This window comes from Clostridium sp. LS3 (assembly GCF_055330225.1).
The window spans coordinates 696,281-718,335 of the sequence record NZ_CM143921.1; the positions used below are offsets into that span (position 1 = coordinate 696,281).

17 protein-coding genes are annotated in these 22,055 nt (G+C 28.0%); 14 read left to right on the forward strand and 3 right to left on the reverse strand.

From position 1 onward, the window contains the following. The first annotated feature begins 12 nt into the window (after positions 1-12). The 5 genes from ACZJV1_RS03270 (at position 13) to ACZJV1_RS03290 (ending at position 4,664) form a co-directional block, all read left to right on the forward strand. The gene (locus tag ACZJV1_RS03270) at positions 13-693 is read left to right on the forward strand and encodes a sugar phosphate nucleotidyltransferase (protein WP_463651416.1); all 681 of its coding nucleotides are present in this window, start codon (positions 13-15) and stop codon (positions 691-693) included. A 172-nt stretch (positions 694-865) separates the two neighbouring features. Next, positions 866-1,090 (forward strand): DUF1659 domain-containing protein, encoded by a 225-nt coding sequence (locus ACZJV1_RS03275; protein ID WP_411169824.1) that lies wholly within the window; start codon positions 866-868, stop codon positions 1,088-1,090. Between the two features lie 47 nt (positions 1,091-1,137). Beyond that, entirely contained in the window at positions 1,138-1,356 is a 219-nt protein-coding gene (locus ACZJV1_RS03280; protein ID WP_460286139.1) for a DUF2922 domain-containing protein, read from the forward strand. Positions 1,357-1,652: 296 nt separating this feature from the next. Continuing rightward, entirely contained in the window at positions 1,653-3,590 is a 1,938-nt protein-coding gene (locus tag ACZJV1_RS03285; protein WP_463651417.1) for an FAD-dependent oxidoreductase, read from the forward strand. A gap of 300 nt (positions 3,591-3,890) precedes the next feature. Beyond that, on the forward strand, positions 3,891-4,664 hold the full coding sequence (locus tag ACZJV1_RS03290; RefSeq protein WP_463651418.1) for a MurR/RpiR family transcriptional regulator: 774 nt from the start codon (positions 3,891-3,893) through the stop codon (positions 4,662-4,664). Between the two features lie 91 nt (positions 4,665-4,755). Here the strand turns inward: ACZJV1_RS03290 and ACZJV1_RS03295 are convergent, their stop codons facing one another. Genes ACZJV1_RS03295 through ACZJV1_RS03305 form a run of 3 tightly spaced genes read right to left on the reverse strand, consistent with a single transcriptional unit; the run spans position 4,756 to position 8,642 of the window. Further along, positions 4,756-6,417, reverse strand: coding sequence for an ABC transporter permease (locus ACZJV1_RS03295; RefSeq protein ID WP_460286142.1), 1,662 nt, complete (start codon positions 6,415-6,417; stop codon positions 4,756-4,758). Between the two features lie 23 nt (positions 6,418-6,440). Then, positions 6,441-7,568 (reverse strand): ABC transporter ATP-binding protein, encoded by a 1,128-nt coding sequence (locus tag ACZJV1_RS03300; protein WP_463651419.1) that lies wholly within the window; start codon positions 7,566-7,568, stop codon positions 6,441-6,443. 36 nt (positions 7,569-7,604) lie between these two features. Continuing rightward, the gene (locus ACZJV1_RS03305; RefSeq protein WP_463651420.1) at positions 7,605-8,642 is read right to left on the reverse strand and encodes an ABC transporter substrate-binding protein; all 1,038 of its coding nucleotides are present in this window, start codon (positions 8,640-8,642) and stop codon (positions 7,605-7,607) included. A gap of 125 nt (positions 8,643-8,767) precedes the next feature. Between ACZJV1_RS03305 and ACZJV1_RS03310 the strand changes: the two genes are divergently transcribed. The 9 genes from ACZJV1_RS03310 to nagA all read left to right on the forward strand — a co-directional run bounded on the left by ACZJV1_RS03310 (position 8,768) and on the right by nagA (position 21,911). Next, positions 8,768-10,477: a sensor histidine kinase gene (locus tag ACZJV1_RS03310; protein ID WP_463651421.1), complete on the forward strand. Its 1,710-nt coding sequence runs from the start codon at positions 8,768-8,770 to the stop codon at positions 10,475-10,477. A gap of 57 nt (positions 10,478-10,534) precedes the next feature. Then, positions 10,535-11,305: a response regulator transcription factor gene (locus ACZJV1_RS03315; protein WP_463651422.1), complete on the forward strand. Its 771-nt coding sequence runs from the start codon at positions 10,535-10,537 to the stop codon at positions 11,303-11,305. Positions 11,306-11,458: 153 nt separating this feature from the next. Then, a complete protein-coding gene (gene pgaC / locus ACZJV1_RS03320; protein WP_463651423.1) occupies positions 11,459-12,706 on the forward strand; it encodes a poly-beta-1,6-N-acetyl-D-glucosamine synthase in 1,248 nt (415 codons plus the stop codon). Next, positions 12,706-13,152, forward strand: coding sequence for a poly-beta-1,6-N-acetyl-D-glucosamine biosynthesis protein PgaD (gene pgaD / locus ACZJV1_RS03325; protein ID WP_463651424.1), 447 nt, complete (start codon positions 12,706-12,708; stop codon positions 13,150-13,152). Before pgaC ends, pgaD begins: the two co-directional genes overlap by 1 nt. Next, entirely contained in the window at positions 13,136-13,996 is an 861-nt protein-coding gene (locus ACZJV1_RS03330; RefSeq protein ID WP_463651425.1) for a polysaccharide deacetylase family protein, read from the forward strand. The genes pgaD and ACZJV1_RS03330 overlap by 17 nt, the downstream gene beginning before the upstream one ends. Positions 13,997-14,340: 344 nt before the next feature. Then, complete coding sequence (locus ACZJV1_RS03335) at positions 14,341-16,368, forward strand: LPXTG cell wall anchor domain-containing protein (protein WP_463651426.1); 2,028 nt, start codon at positions 14,341-14,343, stop codon at positions 16,366-16,368. Between the two features lie 78 nt (positions 16,369-16,446). Continuing rightward, positions 16,447-18,825 (forward strand): O-antigen ligase family protein, encoded by a 2,379-nt coding sequence (locus ACZJV1_RS03340; protein WP_463651427.1) that lies wholly within the window; start codon positions 16,447-16,449, stop codon positions 18,823-18,825. A gap of 223 nt (positions 18,826-19,048) precedes the next feature. Further along, on the forward strand, positions 19,049-20,629 hold the full coding sequence (locus ACZJV1_RS03345) for a PTS transporter subunit EIIC (RefSeq protein WP_463651428.1): 1,581 nt from the start codon (positions 19,049-19,051) through the stop codon (positions 20,627-20,629). A 40-nt stretch (positions 20,630-20,669) separates the two neighbouring features. Then, a complete protein-coding gene (gene nagA / locus ACZJV1_RS03350) occupies positions 20,670-21,911 on the forward strand; it encodes an N-acetylglucosamine-6-phosphate deacetylase (RefSeq protein WP_463651429.1) in 1,242 nt (413 codons plus the stop codon). Positions 21,912-22,055: the final 144 nt, after the last annotated feature.

Genomic DNA, 22,055 nt, shown 5'->3' on the forward strand with positions numbered 1-22,055 from the left:
GGAGTTTATGTTATGAGAGCTATATTATTAGCAGCAGGAATGGGAACAAGGTTAAGACCGCTAACTTTAGAAACACCAAAGTCATTGATTGAGGTAAACGGAAAACCATTATTAGAAAGACAAGTGGAGTTTTTAAAGGAAAAGGGAATTAATGAGATAATAGTAGTTACAGGATATTTATCAGAGAAGTTTGAATATCTTAAGGAAAAGTATGGAGTAAGTTTAGTATATAACGATAAATATGATGTTTATAATAATATTTATACAATGTACTTGGTTAAGGACTATTTAGAGGATTCTTATGTAATTGATGCAGATGTCTATATAGTAGAAAATTTTATAATAGAAAATCCTCAAAGTTCATTATATTTTACAGCGTATAAAAAGGGATTTAAGGATGAATGGAAACTTTATTTTGATGAGGATTTGAGAGTAAAAGGAATAAAAGTTGAGAGTGGTGAAGGATATATACTTTCAGGAGTGTCTTATTGGTGTAAGGATGATACTAAAATTATAGGAAAAGAACTTGAATATATGATTGATAGTGGTGAATTTAGTAATTTGTATTGGGATGATATCGTGAAAAATAATATTTATAAATTAAATGTAAATATAGAGAAGATTAAAGAAAATAGCATTTTTGAGATAGATAATTTAGAAGAGCTAGAATATGTTAAAAGTATAGTTGAATAGTACTACACATTAGAGGTATCAATTTTAGAACAGCAGATAGTATCAAGCTGAACCATCTGCTGTTCTTTTTTGTACATTAGAAAGAAATAGGATAGTTATGACTAATAATATAAAATAATTTTTTAAAAACCTCTCATCTCTGCATATATAGATTAATGAGGAGGTGATAAACATGGCAGCAAGTTCAGTATTAGTAGGAAACAATTTAGCAGTAAGATACCAAGTAGGTGTTAATGCTAAGGGGAAGGATGTTTTTAAGGAACAAAGCTTTAAAAACATATCAGCTACTGCAACAGATGAGGAGCTAGTATTATTATCTGATGGTATAGAAAAACTTTTAGATTTTAATATTGGTACAATCAAAAAAGAGCAAACCTTTGTAATAACTAGAGGATAGTAGATTAATAGGGGTTATTACAAATAATAAAGAAAGGGGGAAGGGGAATGATTCAAAGAACTGCCACTATGGCATTTAAAGATGTTTCAGGAAAGAAGCTTAACTTAATAGTTAGAGATGTTAAGCAAGATGTTCAAGACGCAGATATTTCAGCACTTATGGATTCTGTTATAGCTAAAAAGCTTATAAAAACAGAAGCAGGAGATATTGCTGAAAAATTTGCTGCACAGGTAGTTACTAAAGAAACAATTAAAGTTACACTTTAATTCACAAAGTAAAACAAGTTCATTAATATTTAATGGGGATAAAGTTAAATAAGGTTATATTTACTAAGGATCTAAAAGGGGGTCGCGAAACGCGACCCCCTTTTATAATTATAGCAAGGTTACTAAAAACTACTTGTAAGGTTCCATACTTTTTTAGATGTGAAAGATATAAGAATGATTATTTATATATATGTAAACGTCTAGAATAGAAAAAATAAATCTGATTCTGAAACTTTGTTAATAATTTATCCATGTTATACTATGAGACGTAGGATAAAGTTGAAGGAGAGGGAAATATGAAAAAATATCTTATGAAGTTTTTGTCTCTATTTGCTGTAATGACCCTTTTATTTGCTAGTGTTGGGTGTTCAGGTAAATCAGGTGTTAAATTTACACCAGGAGTATATACAGGAACTGCCGATGGTAAAAATGGTCCTGTTACAGTTGAAGTAGAGTTTACAAATACAGAAATTAAAAGTGCTAAGGTAGTTAGTCATTCAGAAACAGAAGGCATTGCTGATGCAGCTATAGAACAATTACCTGAAAAAATTATTTCACAGCAAAGTATAGGTGTTGACGCTATTTCAGGTGCAACTCTAATGAGTGAGGCTATACTAAAAGCTGTTGAAGATTGTGTTGTACAAGCTAATGGAGATGTAAAAAAATTAAAACAAGTTAAAAATACAGCATCAAAAGAAGTTGAAGAGGTTAGTACTGATATAGTTGTAATAGGTGCTGGTGGAGCAGGAACATCTGCAGCACTTGCAGCTGTTGAAAAAGGTGCGAAGGTTTTATTACTTGAAAAAACAGCAAATCCTATGGGAGCATCAACTCTTGCTGGTGGTATGTTCGCTGCTGATTCAAAAGAGCAAAAAGAAAAAAATGCTACTGTAAACAAGGAATGGTTATATAATGAATATCTTAAATCTTCTGATGGATTTATGAACTCATTATTAGTTCGTAAAATAATTGATGAATCAGGTGCTACTGTAGACTGGTTAGAAGAAAATGGCTGTGAGTTAAATCTTGTAGATGCTGGAACAGGTGGAGGATATGAACATATAGGAAAACCTGCTACTCTACATGGATATAATGAAGGTGGAACAGTTGCAGTTACAAAACTAATAGATTCTTATAAATCTAAAGGTGGAGATGTTAGGTTTAGTACACCAGCAAATGAATTAATTAAGGATTCTAATGGAAAAGTTACTGGAGTTAAGGCTACTAAACCAGATGGATCAACTTTAAATGTTAATGCTAAAGCTGTAATAATAGCAACAGGTGGTTTTGGTGGAAACGATGAAATGTTAAAGGAATATATTGGTGATAGTTACACTAAAGGTGAAATTGCTCAAAATAATGGTGATGGAATAAAGATGGCTTGGGATACAGGTGCTGATAAATATGGAGAAGAAGTAGCACAATATTTCTGGGAAAAGTTCACTGATGAAGAAAATGCTAAGCTTGCAGAAGCTTTAGGTGATGCTTCATATATATTACCAAACCTTAGCAAGTACCCTAACTTAAGAGTAAATACCTTAGGAAAGCGTTTCTCAGATGAAACAAAAGCAACATTATATTCAATTCATGGTGCAGAAATTAGCATGCAACCAGAGCAAAAAGAATATGTAATAATTGATTCTAATATGCTAGATAAAGTTAAGGCTTCAGGTACAGCTGCAATTGAAGAACAATTTGGTAAGTGGAAAGATAATCCACAATCTTTTATGGAGTTTAATGAGCCAAATGATACTGCTATGTTTTTAGAAGAAGAACATACTCCGGTTGATTATGCAGCACTTTTAGACAAAGCAGTAGGTACTGGTGTTGTATTTAAATCAGATACATTAGAAGGTCTTGCTAAGGAAATGGGTGTAGATGAAAAAACATTTGTTTCATCAGCTAAGCAATATAATGATTCAATAAAAAATGGTAAAGATGAGTTATTCTTCTCAAATACATCTAGATTAATATCAGTAGATAAAGCACCATATTATGCTGTTAAGTTCTCAGCGAGAAACTTAGGTACTTTAGGTGGAATTCGTATAAATGAAAATATAGAAGTAGTTGATAAAAAAGGAATGCCTATAGATGGATTATATGCAGCAGGAGCTGATGCAGGTGGAATGTATGGTAAAGCATATGTTGATTTTGAAGGTGCAACTTTAGGATTTGCATATACATCAGGTAGAATAGCAGGAATTAATGCTGCAAGATATGTGAAGAGTAATTAGCTTTTAATAGAATTAATAATTATTAAGAGATACGGGTCATCTCTAGCCAAGCTAGAGATGACCTGTTTTTAAATCTACAGGAAAGTATAGAAGTTTAAAGTTGTGAAAATGTGATTATATGATGCTTTTATTACCTTCAGTTTGTAAGTGGACATATGTAAGTTTACGTTGACTTGGAGCGAAAGCGACGGAATAAGTAAATTTACATATGTCCACTCTTTAATGGCATAAAACTTCATTTAAGGCATAAATTGTGTTATCATAATAGAGGCTACTAAAGGATTTTAAGGGGATGATTTTATGCTAGAGTTAGGAGCTATAATAGATTGTTATAATACCTATGATCAAGGGGATATATATTTTGAGGTTTCTAAATCTATTTTAGAAAATTATAATAATCTTGATATGTCAAATTTACAATCTTGTGCAGATTCTCTACATATTTCAGTTTCAACATTAAATAGATTCATAAGACAAATGTATTATAGTAATTTTTCAGACTTTAGAAATTATATGAGTATGTCTGAGGAAAATTATTATTATGATGGTAAATATTTTCCGGGAGTAAATGAAAAAAATATTACCCCTATTGAGTATGGACAAATTTTATGTGATGAAATAACAGAGGTCATGAGTGTGTTAGATCAAAATAGCATTGAGTCTTTAGTATCTATGATTAAAGATAGTAGAGAGGTTATATTTATTGGGATTCAACTTACTTCAGAAGTATGGCGTCTACAAAGAGAATTGATTTTTATGGGTAAAAGGACAAGTGCTTTTTTAGATCCTAATTATCAAGTTTCTGAACTAGATAAGGTAGGACCTGATTCACTTGTAATTTGCTTGCAATATAATCGACAACAAGATAATCATAATGAAAGATTAATTAAAAAAGCAAAGAGCAAAGGGGCCAAAACGGCGTATATTGGAAACATAAAATTTAGAAGCATAGAACAAAATAGTGATATATCAATTGTTTATAAAGGAACAAATACAAATATTGATACGAATATCATGCATATGATATTGAATTATATAGGTAATTATTTAAGAAATATTATTTTAACACGATAAAAAATATCTAAAAGGACCTAACGTTTCGTTAGGTCCTTTTAGGATTTATAGTAAGTCCACTATAAGCCACATGAGGACTAATTAATGGAGGTTACATAGTAACTTCTTTTTGTCCTGATACTTTAAAGAAGATTAATAGGGATATAACGGTAACTATCAGTAGTATAGTTGCAAGGGCTGCTGCAACACCATAATTTCCTCTAATAACTTCAGTATATATGGCTATTGTCATTGTTTTAGTCTTTGCAGTATAAAGAATAATTGATGTACTAAGTTCAGTTATAATTGTAATCCAACTAAGGATTGCCCCGGAAATTACACCAGGTAACATAAGTGGTAGTGTAATTTTACTAAAGGTTTTTACGTTAGAGGCACCAAGGCTTATAGCTGCTTCTTCTGTATTTGTACCAATTTGATGTATTATAGCTGCACTAGATCTTATAGTGTATGGCAGTCTTCTAATTGCAAAGGCCAGTATCATTATAAAGGCCGTTCCACTTAAAAGTAATGGTTTTTTGTTAAAGGCAACTAATAATGAAATACCTAAAATTGAACCAGGAACTATATAAGGGAACATTGTAATAATATCTAATAAGTTTGTCATAACGTTACGCCTTCTAATAGTTACGTATGCTATTATTACAGCTAATATAATTATAATTATTAATGCTATTATAGCTAGTGAAAAAGTATTTTTTATTGAGCCACCAACTTTAGTAAAGGCATTTTTATAACTATTTAATGAATAGCCTTCTTTAAATAATCTACCAGATGTATTTAGGAAGGAAGTATATATAACTGTTATTTGAGGTAATAAAGCTAATAAAGTGAATATATAAACGTAAGCATGTGATAATATATTGCTAATTCCAGTTACTTTTTTAGCTTTTATTGGTCTAAGGGCACTCATAGTAAATGACTTTTTATTTGATATATATTTTTGCATTAAAAATACTGCTGTTGCAAAAACAATTACTATAACACTTATGGCAGCTGCAAAGCCATCATCGCCACCCATTTCACTTATAAATTCGTTAAAGATTAAAACAGGAACTGTTTGATAACCTTCACCTATAAGCATTGGAGTACCAAAATCAGCTAAAGCTCTCATAAATACAAGTAGTGCCCCAGCTAAAATTGTTGGCATAATTAAAGGCATAAGAACCTTTAGCATTTTTTTAATTCCAGTACAGCCCATACTTTCAGCTGCTTCTAGAAGTGAGTTGTCCACCTTCTTTAATGCACCTGATACATACATATATACAAGTGGAGTAAGCTGAAGGGTTAAAACTAAAAGTATTCCAGCAAATCCATATATATCAGGAGTAGGAAGATGAAGTGTGTTTTTTAGAAAGTTTGTTAATGCACCATTTCTTCCAAGTAATAATATCCATGAATAAGCACCTATAAAAGGAGCTTGCATTGATGATATAAGAATTAATATTTGAATAAGTCCCTTACCTTTAATTTTTACAGTAGTCATTATATAAGCAAGAGGGGTAGCAACTAGTACACATAAGAATGTAACGCTAATTGTAACCTTTAAACTGTTAAATAACGCACTGTAGTAATAAGGTTTACTAAAGAACTTTTGAAAATATCCTAATGAAAATCCATGTGTATTTCCATCAACAAAACTTTTTGCAAGTAATGAAAATAGAGGGAAAATCAAAAATATTACATAAAATATAAAGATTAAACCTGTTAAAGATGTCCAAATATCTAAATTTTTATTTGCTTTATTTAATTTCATAAAATCACCTACTCACTTATCAATTAATTTGAAGCAGTAGCTGCAACAGAATATTTTTTAGTATAGTTTTCATCACCTTTATTACTAAATACATTAATCTTTTCTTTTTTAACAGTAAGATTAATCTCAGTTCCAGGTTTTAATATATTATTAATAGTTGATTCTTGGATTATTTCACAGGTTTCATTTGTATCTTTTATTTCAACGAAATAGTGAGTGTTTATTCCTAAGAAAATGCTAGATAAAATAGTAGCTTTAATTCCTTCATTTTCATTAGAAATTACAAATTCTTCAGGTCTTATAGAGACGGTAACATCTAACTTTTCATTATTATTTAATAAGTTTTTAGATAAATTATCCATTTCGATGTTGTAATTCTTAGATAATGAAAGAGTAACTTTTCCATTATTTAAAGAAATATTTCTTTTCATTATATTTGTGCTTCCAATAAATGAAGCAACGAATAAATTGCTAGGTCTTTGATAAATTTCTTGTGGAGTTCCAATTTGTTGAATAACTCCAGAGTTCATAACAGCAATTCTATCTGAGACAGCCATAGCTTCTTCTTGGTCGTGAGTTACGTAAACAGTTGTAATACCAATTTGGTTTTGAATTTCTTTAATTGCGTTACGCATATCTACACGTAATTTTGCATCTAGGTTTGAAAGGGGTTCATCCATTAAAAGAACATCTGGATGAATAACTATAGCACGAGCTAAGGCAACTCTTTGCTGTTGACCTCCTGATAAAGCCTCAGGAAGTCTATCTTTATAATCACTAATTTTTACAATATCAATTATTTCATCAACTTTTTTAGCTATTTCATCCTTAGGAACTTTTCTATTTTCAAGTCCAAAAGCTATATTTTCTTTAACAGTTAAGTGTGGGAAAATAGCATAGTTTTGAAAAACCATTCCTATATTTCTTTTAGATGGAGGAACATTGTTAACGATAGTGTCATTGAATTTTATAGTGCCACCTTCTATGCTATTAAATCCCATAATCATTCTTAACAATGTTGTTTTTCCACAACCAGAAGGGCCTAGTAGTGTGAAAAATTCACCATTTTTAATTTCAAGATTTAGATTAGGAATAATTATGTTTTCACCATATTTTTTTATTATATTTTCACATGTAATACATCTACTCATTTTCGAATATTCCTCCTATAAATAATTTATTTAATATTAATTTTTAGTATTTGTAAATATTTCAGTATATTTTTCAGCAATTTCTTTCTTATGTTCAAATACATAATTTCTATCTTCTTCTAATAATTTAATATCTTTTAATGGTTTCATATAATCAGCAAGCTCAGCATCTTTTCTTAAAGGTCTTATAGTTAATTGAGTACCAAAAGCATCTTGAGCTTTCTTTGAAGTTAAAAAGTCCATAAATAACTTAGCGTTGTCCATATTTTTAGCACCCTTAATTATTGCAGAACCAGGATCTAGGAAAACTGCACCTTCTTCAGGGTAAACAACTTCAACGTTTCCACCATTTTTAACATAGCTTACAGATGGATCTTCATAAGTTAAACCAACAACAAATTCACCATCAGCAACACTTTTGTGAACAGCACCTGAACCATTAGCCACTTTACCATCTAAATTAGCAACTAAAGATTTAACATAATTCCAACCAGCATCAGATGTGTAATCACCACCCATTGCAAGTAATATGTTAGTTAATTGAGCAAAGGAAGAACTTGAAGTTGCAGGATCTGAAGCAGCTATTTTACCTTTAAGCTCAGGGTTTAATAAATCTTTATAACCTTTTATTTTTATATTACCAATTAGATTTTTATTAACTAATAGTACGCTTCCATCAGAACCGTAAGTAGTTACATAACCATTAACATTTCTATGACCTTCAACTAGATCATCATTATATTTAGCAACATATGGTTCAAAAAGATCAGGGTTTTGAACATATTGAGCCATTGAACCACCAAATATTACGTCAGCATAAGAATTATCCTTTTCTGATTGTAGACGTTTAAATAATTCGCCTGTTCCAGCACTTACTAGTTCAACTGTTATACCAGTTTCATCTTCGAATAAAGGTACTATAGTGTTAACTATATCTTCACTATTAGGTGAGTAAACAACAAGCTTTTTAGATCCGTCTTTGGTTTGTGCTGAGTCCTTTCCACCACTACAACCTACAAAAGAACCAACTGTTATTACAGTAGCAGTTAAAAGAGCAATAATTTTTTTCATCATAAAATCCCCCTTAAAATTAAAATTTGTAACAATTTTATTTTAATAAAAAGGTTTTCATAAATAAATGTCAAAATAAATAAATATAGTGTAAAATAGAAAACAGATTTACGAAGGAGAAATATAATATGGTAAAAGGAGCTAAAAAGGTAAGAAATTTTGAAGATTCAATAAGATACATGTTTTTAAGGTATTCATTAATGTCTATAGTTATAGCCTTAGTATTATTTTCAATATTTGTAGTTGTAATGCTAAAGATAAATATTATTATCAATACAACTCAAGCAAATAAAATTATAAATGAGAACATTAGTAAGTTATATGAGAATTATTATAATGAAATCGATAATTTATCATCTTCTAGTAATTTAGTAAATTATATTAAAACTAAAGAAGATGGAAATCTTATTTTTGATGAGTTTTATAAATTTAACAAAGATCAAGATGTAAAGGGTGTATTTGAGGTAGTAGATGCAAGTGGAAACTTTATAATATCTACAGCATATTCAGATTCTAATTTTGATGCAGAAGGATATATACATAGAAATATTATACCTAAGCTAAAAGAAAAACCAGATGAGACTTATGTGGAAGAGAATTTTATTAAGTATCAAAATGACAGTACAGCTATTACTTTTGCTAAAGCTGTAAAGGATAACAACGAAATAATTGGTTATGCTCTTTTAATGGTATTTAAGTCACCGTTAGAAGAAATGCTATTTGTAAAAAATAATGAGCTTGCAGTTTTTACAGACAAAAGAAATAGAGTTATTGTAACTACGAACAATTCAGTTAAAGGACTTGTAAATAAGTTTAATCCACAAGTTGCAAAAGGAAATAAAATAGAAAATGTAGATGCTTTAGAATCAGGTAGTTATTATATGAAGAAAACAACTTTACCTAAGTCTAATTTTAATATTTACACTTTAAATTCCTTGGAAATAAAAAATACATTATTTATTGTTTATGGAGCCTTTTTAATGATAGTAGGATTTCTATTTTGGTTTTTATTAAATCATTTAGCAAATAGGATGTCAAAAGAAAATACCAAGTCAATAGACAAGCTTATTTGTGCAGTTAATAAGTTGAAAACTGGGGATACTTCCCATTATGTCAACATAAAAACTGGGGATGAGTTTGAAGTCCTTGGGGATGAATATAATTCTATGTTAGATACATTAAATTCTTTAATGATAAAAAATAAAGAGCTATCTAAATTAAAATATCAAAGTGAAATGAAGCTACTGCAATCACAATTTAATCCTCATTTTATATTTAATATACTAGAAACATTAAGGTATTCAATATATATAGCACCAAAGGATACAGAAAAGATAATAATAAAGCTAGCAAGTTTATTAAGGTATAGCATAAATTATGAGGCTGATAGAGTAACTTTAGATAAGGATATTTGTTATATAGAAGATTTTTTAGAGTTAAATAAATTTAGGTTTAAGGACATGCTTAATTATAATTTTTTTATAACTGATAAAGCAAAAGAGGCTTTAGTGCCAAAGTTATTAATACAAACTTTAGTAGAAAACTCAATAAAATATGGTTATATAACAAAGGACAGCCTAAAGATAGATATTATATGTGAAAATAAGGAAGATAAACTAATAATAGAAGTGAAAGATAATGGATCAGGAATAAATGAAGAAACATTAAAAGAGGTTCAAGAAATAATATCAAAGGTTGAAAATAATTCTAATCATATAGGATTACATAATTTATATAGAAGGCTTGAGCTATTTTATGGAGAAAATAAAAGCTTTGAAATTTCTAGTATTTTGGGGGAAGGCACTAGTATAAAAATAGAATTACCCTATGAATTATGAATTTATAGTAAGAATACTTTGAAGATAAAAGTATGAACAATGAACGGAGGAATAACTATGTATAAGGTTTTAATTATAGAAGATGAAGAAATGATAAGAAAAGGGTTAATTTATACTTATGAATGGGAAGAGCAAGATTTAATAGTAGTAGGAGAAGCAGCAAATGGGATAGAAGGGTTAGAAAAAATAGAAAGCTTAAAGCCAGATATAGTTATAGTAGATGTAAATATGCCTATAATGACTGGAATAGAGATGCTTGAAAAATCAGTAGATAAATATATATTTAGTGCAATAATACTTTCAGGCTATGCAGAATTTTCTTTAGCTAAAAAGGCTGTTCATCTAGATGTAGCAGAATATCTTTTAAAGCCTGTAGATAAAGAACAATTAAAAATAGCTTTAGAAAAAGCTAAGGAACAAGTAGAGCTTAGAAAACAAGCTAAGATTATAAAGGAAGAATATAAAGATATAGATGAATTTTCATGTTTAAAACCAAATTTAATAAAGGATAAAAAGAAAACATCTAAATATGTTTTGAAGATGATAGATTATGTTAATGAAAATTATAAAGAAAAAATAAGCATTCAAGATTTAGTTGAAATACTATGTGCAAGTTCAACCTTTTTAAATAATGAATTCAAAAAGGAAACAACATATACCTTTAATGACTATTTAAATAGGTATAGGATAAATAAAGCAATAATATTAATGAAGGAAGGTGATGAAAAAATATATAATATTGCATCAGAGGTCGGCTTTAAGGATTATAGGTATTTTATTAATGTATTTAAGAAATATACAAATTGTACTCCAACTGAATTTAGGTAATATATCTGGAATAAGAAATAATATGAACAATATGTAAATAGATACTATTGTAAATGAATGAATAAAAAAATATGATATAATTATTCAAATATCTACATTAGTACTTTAGTATGAATGTTTTATTAATATTATTTTTTAGAAGGGTTGTGGATAATGATAGATTTTATTTATAATAATTTATCTATACTAGGAGCATTTGTTTTTTGGTATCCGTTAATAATGTCTCTGTTTTGGATTTCTGGAGCAGTAATATTTTCATTTTATAGAGAAAAACATATTGAGTTAAATATAGAAGAAATATCATGGCCTAAAATTAGCATTTTAGTACCATGTTTTAATGAAGAAGAAACTATAAGAGAAACAATAGAAAATCTATTAAGTTTATCATATCCTGATTATGAGATTATTGCTATCAATGATGGAAGCACAGATGGTACAATAGAAATTTTAAAGGATATAGCTAAAAATGAAGAAAAGTTAAAAGTTATCCATTCGGTGCAAAATAAGGGTAAGGCAAATGCTTTGCATATTGGTGCTTTTGCTTCAACATCAGAATATTTATTATGTATAGATTCTGATGCTTTAATAGAAGACAGTGCCCCTTACTATTTAATTAACCATTTTATTAATAAAGGTGAAAGAGTAGGTGCTGTTACAGGAAATCCAAGAATAAGAAACAGAGATACTTTATTATCTCGTATGCAAATTGTTGAATATTCTTCTATTATTGGATCTATTAAAAGAACTCAAAGAATACTAGGAAAGGTTATGACGGTATCAGGTGTCATTGTAGCTTTTAGAAAAAAGGCATTAATGGATGTAGGAATGTGGGATAGAGATATGATTACAGAAGATATAGCTATTTCATGGAAACTGCAAAAAAGATTTTGGGATATAAGATACGAACCAAGGGCTTTATGCTGGATGTTAGTTCCTGAGACTTTAAAGGGAATATGGAAACAAAGAGTTAGATGGTCTCAAGGTGGACAAGAAGTAGTCCTTAGACATTGGGATATATTTAAAGATTGGAGACAGAGGAGACTTTGGCCAATATATATTGAGCAAATTCTTAGTATTATATGGGCATTTATGTGGTTAATTATTACTGTTATTTACATATTAAAAGCTAAAGATTTTCAAGAAATTATGATGTGGTTTGCATTTAATTCTTTTGCATTAGTAATGTTAAGCCATGTCCAATTAATAATATCCATAATAAATGACTCAAGATATGATAAAGTGGCAAGATACTATATTTGGGCAGCGTGGTATCCAGCTATTTATTGGATGATAAATACTTTTGTTGTAATTGCTGCAACACCGAAAGCAATAAAGTCGAGAATAAGGGGAGGCTATGCTGTGTGGACCTCGCCAGATAGGGGGCATAGAAGTAATATTTAATGAATAATTTTATAATTAAATCGAAACAAAATCCTTTTAAAAAATTATTAACTATAATAGTAACATTAGTTATGTGGATTTACTCTATTGTAGTTTTTTATTTTTTTATAAGTGCTGTGTTTAATGAAAATGATAAATACATATCTGCTGTAAAGGAAGCTTTAAAAATGACAAATAATGATATTAATATGTTTTTAATAATTGTATTTTTATTACTAGTTATGAGCTTTTTAATATTGATTATTTGGAGAACATATAACAAAAAAAAATTCGGAAAGTTAAATAGAAGAGTATATCCTAAAAATACAACAAAAGAGGAAATGCTCAGTTTAAATTTAATATCTGAGAAAAACTTCAATAAGCTACAAGAACATGGAGTTCTAATTTTTGAAGAGAATCCAATAAAAGAATTAGAACGAGGTAAGAAATTTGAAAAAAAGAAATAAGATTATTTTAATAGGGTTAGTAATATTATTAGTAGCTTTTAAATGTTATCAAATGATTATTTTAGATTCTAAAGAAGATGAAACTTTGAAAGAAATAAATTCAGAAAATATTTGTGTTGCATTAAATTATCATAGAGTGAAGAAGCCTAAAATATGGTTTAAAAGCATAGAAGCTATAACTAATTCTAAAGAATTATCTAAATATAATGTATATGAAGATGAGTTTAAAAAGCAAATGACTATGTTAAAAGAACAAGGTGCATATTTTGCAACATTAGATGAAATGATTAAGTTTAGAGAAGAAGGGAATTTCCCGGAAAAGTGTGTATGGATTTCTTTTGATGATGTGGATAAAAGCGTGTATGAAAATGCATTTCCAATTTTAAAAGAAATGAATATTCCATTTACTTTATTTGTTATAGCTGGACAAGTAGGAAATAATGATTTTAATAACTTACAAATGGCAACTTGGGATGATTTAAGAGAAATGAAAGATAGTGGACTAGCATCCTTTGGTTCTCATTCTTATGATATGCATTATTTAGAAGATGATAAAGCAGTTTTCTTAGAGGAGACTAAATATACAGAGTTTAAAGAAGATATAATAAAAAGCAAAGAAGTAATAGAAAATAACTTACAATTAGAAGTTAAAGCTATAGCATATCCTTTTGGAGAAACTTCAGATGAAATAACTAATATTGCAAAGGAAGCAGGCTTTGAAGAAGCTTTTATCCTTAGTTCATTACCTATAACACCTAATTCAGATCCATATTATCAAAATAGATACTTAATAGATAATGTAGCTTTTGCTCAGGTTATTATTCCATGGATAGAAAATAATTAGATTTAATAAAAAGCATTAGATTAATGAGATTCTAAAAACTTGCTCATATGTAATTATGCAACTATCATATCAACAAAAATACCTAACAGAGCGACAATTAAAAGTAAATAGCATTAACAAATAGGCTGTATCAAAAGTTTCTTTGATACAGCCTATTTTTATAAGTAACTCTTTGTAAAATAATAACTATATAACTAACATTATGTAAAATAATATATATAAAAGTAATATTTAATATAAAAATTAAAGAAATTTTAAAAACAATTTAAAATTACATATAATTATTGAGAAATGAAGAAAATAATGGTAAAATACCTTGGGGGTTATAAGAGGAGGATATTGACGTGAAAAAATTTAAAACACTTGTTGCCAGTATTATAACTTACATAATGGTAACAACATTAATTCCAACAAATTTAATAGGGGTGGTAGCTAAAGCTGCAGAAAATCAAAATATAAACATTATTGAAAATGATTTATATTTAAGAACTGCTGCACAATATGGTGATAAAGCATTAGTTACTTACGGGATAAAAACCGAAGATAATAAAAGTGCTATTAGAATATCATTATTTGATAAGGGTCAAGAGAAAGTAATAAAAGAATTAGTAGCTATAGATGGGGAGACTGCTTGGTCAATTGAAGAAAAGTCAGAAGAAGGAAAGGCTGCATTTTCAGTTTATAATGTAGCTGAAAATAGAGTTAAATTTGAATATGATTTTAAAACAAATGAATTAAAGGAAGTTGATAAAGTTACTAGCAATAATGGTGACTATTCTTGGAGCTCTAATTATACAGATGATATGGATCTTAAGCTAAGCGTACTAGATAAGGTAAACAAAAAATATAATAAAAATTATAAATTAGATGATAAAAATAGAAAAGAAATAGTATTTGTAGATGTTCGTAATATTAAAATTGAGCAAGACGGTAAAGTGTTAGAAGGAATAGAGTTTGAGTGTAGTGTAGAAAAACCAGAACTAGCTTCGCATGAAGCATATAGAGGAATCATAATAAAAGATATGGATATTATAAATAGAGATATTTATTTAAATTCAGATTATGATGGAAAGTCTAAGGAATTTAAAATTTTATCATCAGATGATGATTTTAATAGTTATGATTATATAACTATATCAATTGATGGTACTGTAAATAAGGAGAGAATTGTACTAGACGAATATGCATATTTATCTAATAAAATAGAAGCTACAATTAATGACTTAACCTATATGAAAGGTAGTACTTTCCCTGAACAACATTTATATGAATTCAAGAAAGAAAATAATGAATATCATGTAAAAAATGTATACAATTTACTCGATGGTTATAATAATGTAGTTGTAGACAAAAATAATAATTTATGGTTTTTAAATGGTAGTCCTGATAAGGTAAATGTAAACAAAATAGAAAATGGACAAATGATTACAGTTTATGAATTAGATGCTACAAAAATTGCTGATCAGTTTATGCAATTATATGTTTATGATGAAAATAATATAATAATTGCATCTCCTATGGGATCAATTATGATCAGCTCTAAGGATAATACAGGAAATCCAAATGAAGGTAATAACAACAATCAAGGAGATAATAATCAGGGAAACAACAACCAAGGAAGTGGAAATGGCGGAAATAACAATTCAGGAAGCGATAATGTAACTATTAAGCCTATAGAAAATGGACAAGCCAAAGTTGAAGTAGCTACTGTTAATCCTAATGGTGAAAATAAAATAAACTTACAATTAGATGATTCAGCTAAAAGCGTAGAAGTTACTTTTAATGATATTAATTCAATTAAGAATGGAAATGGTTCTATAGCTTTAAATATTAATAATACAGTAAATATGAATTTACCTTTTTCATTAATAGATAAGAGTCTTTTAGATGGAGCAACAAGTGTAACTGTAAATTTAAATACTATTGTTGATTCTGAAATAGTTAAAGGATTTAATGCTGTAAATAAGGTATATGACTTTACTTTAACTATAAATAAAGAAAATGGATCTGTTAATATTCATAATTTTGCTAATGGTGTTGCAGAAATAAAAATAAATGTAACTGATGAAGATTTAAAAGGGTTAGATAGAAATAACCTTTCAGTTTTCTACTATAATGAAGAAACTAAGAAATTCGAAGAAGTTGAAACAACAGTTAATGGAAATGAAATAACTTTTAAAACTTCACACTTCTCTAAATATGTAATTGGAGAAAAATCTTTAGCTGAATTAGCTAATAATGGATCTTCAAACACACAAACATTACCAAAGACAGGAGCTGTTGTATCAAGTACTGTAATAGCTCTTATAGGATTATTATTATTAGCAGCTGGTGTTACTTTAACAGTTAGAAGAAAGAGAAAGACAGTATAATATATAAAGAGGAGTGGTGCTAACTATTCCTCTTTTTACATACTAATTATCAACAAAATACATAATACTGGAGGACATATGAATTTAGAAATAGTAATAGCTATTTTACCTTTGATAATACCTTATGGAATATTAGGAGAAAATCTGAGTAATTTAATTTTAGCTATTTTAGCTTGTATTTATCTTATAAAATCTAAGAAAAAAATAAAAATAGATAAATACTTTTATTTAATTAGTATATTATCTATTACTGCCTTTATAACTCAAATAATTATATCTAGAAATATTGAAAGTCTTTCAGGACTTTATATTTATATAAATGTAAATTTATATTATTTAACTTGGAAAAATATTTTTAAAGATAAAAATAAAGACAAGCTTTTAAAATATATGGTTTTATCTATAGTCATATTAAGTGTTATTTCTATAATAACACAAGGATTTTATTTAGATATTAGAATAAATGGAAATATTGGTTATGCTAATAGCTATGCCTTGTTATTATTAATAGGGATATATATCAATAAGTTAAGAGAAGAGGACAAACTATCAGATATTATTGATAGTATATTTGTGTTAGGAATTTTTTATACTGGCTCTAGAACTACTATTATATTATTAATTGCTTATTATTTATATTTACTTTTATATGAATATAAGAAAAATAAAAAAGAGATTGTATATTCTTTAGAACCTTTTATTTTAGGGGTAATTCAATATTTAATTTATTCAAATATTGGACTATTTTCTTTAATTATAATTCCTATATATATAATTATTTATAACTATATAAAGAATGAAAAATGGAGAAAGTATTTATATTATATTGGAATTATACTAGGGGCTATAGCTATGTTCTTTAGCTCAAGTAATACCTTTGAAAGACTTAGGAATATATCATTAAATAATGGTAGCTTTCAAGAAAGGCTAGTATTTTTTGAAGATAGTATAAAAAGTATATTTAATAATCCTTTAGGACATGGAATAAATACTTTTCAATATAAGCTTTATGATAATGCATCTGCTTTTTATGATGTAAAGTATGTACATAATTCAGTTTTACAAACTAGCTATGATATAGGTATTATTGGAGGTTTATTAATTTTAATTATATTTATTTATGGGATTATAAAGTTATTTAAATCAAATGAAAACAACAGAAATTATTTTATTTTATTATACATATCAATATTTATTCATTCTTTAATGGATTTTGATTTTTCCTATAGCACTTTAATAATATTATGGGTGTTAGTAATAGCTTTAATTAATAAAGATAATAAAGAAATTATAAATAGAAGAATTGCCTATATTCCAGTTATAGCTTTAGCAACATTTTTATTATTGTATGAAGGAACATTACTTTTAGGAGAAAAGGCAATGAAGTATAATTTAAATTCCTTTGCAGAAAATTGTTTTAATGTTGCAAATAAAATTTCTTTCCAGCTAGATTATAGAGGTTATTATAATGAAGCTCAATTATATAAAAATTTATATGATGAGGATAAAAATGAAAATAATTTATTAGAGTCTTTAGATTTACTAAAAACTTGTGAAAAAATAAATAAGGATGATCCAAGGATATTATGGAATATTTCTTATATATATGAGAAGCTAGGAGATGCTGATAATACAGAAAAATATATGGAATTAGTTTTAGAAAAAGAAAAGTATTATAAAGAAGCTTATATAAGGTATCAAGATTATTTAATTAAAGCTTATGGCAAAACTAATGACAATAAATATGTAGATAAGCTAAATACATTAGAAAACTATTATTATGAAAGCTATACTAGTTTAAATAATAAGGCTATATATATGAAAAATCAATTAAAAGAAAACTATGATGATATAAGAGATATATCTATTGATTACAATATATTGTTAAATGGTAAATATAAAGACACAATAAACTATTATGATCAAAAGGATACTAAATGGAGTGATATTCAATATCCAACTAAAGAAAAAAATGTAGGGGAGTATGGTTGTGGTGCAGTTTCAATAGCTATTGTACAAGCTACATTAAATAATTCTAATATAACACCAATAGAAATGGTTAATTATTCTTTAGAAAATGGATATTGTGAAAATGGTACAAAGAGAGAATTCTTTACAGATGTATTAAAGGAAGAGAAGTATAAATTAAATGTAGAAAAATATTCTGCTACAGAAATAAGTAAGGTTAAAAGGCTATTAAGCGATGGAAATCATCTGGCAATAGCTATAATGAAGCCTGGAAACTTTACTAAAGAAGGACATTATATAGTTTTAAATGGTATAGAAACTATAGATGGATATAACTATTTTAATGTTGTAGATTGTAATAAAAATAATGACAATTATAAAAATAATGGCGACTTAATAGTTAGTGAACCTAAAAATGGAATAGTTAAAGCAAGAACTAATATATTTCAAAAAGAATGTGATGAATATTGGGTTTATAGTAAAAATTAAAATTCAAAATAATTATAAGAAGAGAAGGATGTAATTTTTAAATACATCCTTTTTATTTTTTAGTTGTAGTATCTTTTAAACATTACAAAAATTCCTAAAAACCAGTTATAAAATATCATAAATTTTCATATAAAGAGTATGAGGGTATCTATACACAATAAACGTATTTGGGGATTATCTAAAAAATTTATTGTGTAAAAATTATAATGGGGGAATTTAAATTATGAAGAAAAGAGATAAGTTTTGGCAATCTGTACAAACCTTTGGACGAAGCTTATTATTACCAGTTGCTCTTATGGCACCAATTGGTATGGTAATGGGGATCTGTAATGCATTTACACAAAGTTATATGATAGAACAGTTTAGCTGGCTATCAAATGAAACATTGCAAACTATTTTAAATAGTTTAAAGTCCATAACAAGCATCATATTCAATAATATTCCTTTATTATTTGCAATGGGAGTAGCTTATGGATTAAGTAAAAAGGAAAAAGGCATAGCTGTATTTTCTTCTGTTGTTGCATATTTAACATTAAATATAGTTATGAATGTTTATCTAATAGTAACAAAAACCTTAGCTCCTCAAGAAACTATGACTCAATTAGGACAAGGAATGGTATTAGGTGTACAAACATTGAAAATTGAAGCTTTAGGAGGAATTATTGCTGGTATAGTAGCAGCTAAGTGTACAGATAGATTTTATAAATTACAGTTGCCACTTGCCTTTGCTTTCTTTAGTGGTAAGAAATCTGTTCCTATAATAAGCTTTGCATTAATGATTCCTATAGGATTAGTAATTCCATTTTTCTGGGGAATAATAACCAAGGTGCTTATAAGTGGATCTGTAATTTTTATGAATAAATACGTAGGACCTGGTATATATGTGGCACTTAATAGATTGTTGATTCCATTTGGATTGCACCACGTTTTATCTTCAATAGTAAGATTTACAGAAGCTGGTGGAGTTTATATGATAAATGGAGAGCAATATGTTGGAATAATGAATGCTATGAATGAAATATTATTTAATTTAGGGCCAACACATCCATCATGGAATGAGTATATGCCAACTTTATCAAGTTATATGGCTCCAGCTCAAATGTTAACTACTTTATTTAGAGTTCCAGCTATTGGACTAGCTATGTACCATACAGCATTTACAAAGAATAAAAAAGTTGCAAAAGGTGTTATTATTACAGTTTGCTTAACAGCTTTCCTAGGAAATATTACAGAGCCTTTAGAGTTTACATTATTACTTGTTAGTCCAATGTTATTTGTTACCTATTCAATTCTTGCAGGTATAACGACTATTCCGTTAGGATTTTTAGGTGTAAAGATGGGTTATATAAGAGGTACAATATTTGACTTTGGAGTATTTGGACTTCTTTATGAAAACACCAACTGGATTAATTTGGTGATACTAGGGATTATAAATTTTGTTATATTCTATTATGGATTTAAATTTATGATTAAGAAGTTTAATTTAGTTACTCCTGGTAGGGAAGATTTTGAGCTAGATGAAGGTGCAAGTCTTTTACTAAAAGAAAAGAGGTATAAAGAAATTGCTGAAATTGTTATAGATGGTTTAGGTGGTGCAATTAATATTCTAACTGTAGAAAACTGTGTAAGCCGTTTGCGTGTAGATGTTGATAAGCCAGAATTAATTAATAAAGATAGAATAAGAGAGAGTGGATGCTTAGGTATATTCTTACCATCAGAAAAGCATATACATGTAGTTTTTGGGCCACATGTAGAAGCTGTAAAAAATGCTGTAGATGATGCATTGAAACAGTTAGGAGAATAGTGGCAAAATATTAAAAAAGCTGATGAAATGGAGAAATAGTATGATAATTTATTCTAAGAATATATATTTAGAAGATAAAAAGATAAGTGGGTTTATTAAAATTCAGGAAGAAAAAATTGTAGATATAGTAGAATGTAAAGATGAACTAATAGAGGGGGATTTAAAAAATCATATTTTAAATGCATTGAAATGGGATAATCATAATGAAGTTCTTGATTATTCAGATTTTAATATTATTCCAGGTTTTATAGACAATCATGTTCATGGATGGGGAACAGGGTCTTTTTGGATTGAAAAGTCAAAAGAATCAATATTAGAAATGCAAAAGAATTTACCAAAGGAAGGTGTAACATCTTTTCTTGCAACAACTGGAGCAGATGCTATAGAAGATATTTTAAAACAGATTGATGAGGCTAATGAAGTATATGAATCAAAACAAATAGGGGCAGAAATGGTAGGAGTTCACTTAGAGGGGCCATTTATAAATAAGGAATACAAGGGAATGCAAAAGGAAGAAAATTGTATATCACCTAATATTGAACTTATGAAGTCTTTTTACAATAGGCAAAAGTCACATGATTTAATAAAATTAATGACAATGGCACCAGAATTAGAAGGTGCTAAAGAAGTTGCTGAATTCTGCAATGAGAAGGGAATACAACTTTCAATTGGCCATTCTGCATCTACCTTTGATAAAATTAAAGAAATGAAAGGATATGGGTTTGGAGGATTTACTCATACTTTTAGTGGGATGAGAGGTATGCATCATAGAGAGCTTGGTGTAGCTGGAGCAGCCTTGTATTTTGAGGATATGTATTGTGAATTTGCTAAACAAACTGGCTTAACAGTAAAACATGAGATTTTTGATATAGCCTTAAGAATTAAAACTAGCGATAAAATAATTTTAACTACAGACTGTTGTGGACTAGCTAAAACAGATAAGCCTTGGCATCATTACGTTAGGAAAATAACTCTCATTCCTCATGAAAAAGGCATAATGATTAAGCATGATGATGGAAGAGAAGAAATAATAGATAATAGTCAGTATGAAAACGTTAAAGATTTAGAAATGAGTTATATTAATTCGGTAAAAAATGTTGTAAAACATTCTAAGGTGGATTTCTTCGATATTATGAAGATGGCTAGTATAAACCCTGCAAAATATATAAATGTATTTGATAGAAAGGGAAGCATAGCTGTAAACAAAGATGCTGATTTACTGGTAATTGATGATGAGTTTAATATAATTGATACAGTTATTAGAGGAGAAATATGGGGCTAAAATATACTTTAAGGTATTTCCAGTATTCTTTTAACTAATTGTATAATAGGGTATAATATAAATATATGAATTGGCAAGAAATGAAGATAGGATTATTAGAGTACTAAAGCTTATCCAATATACAGAGGATTTATAAATTGGAAT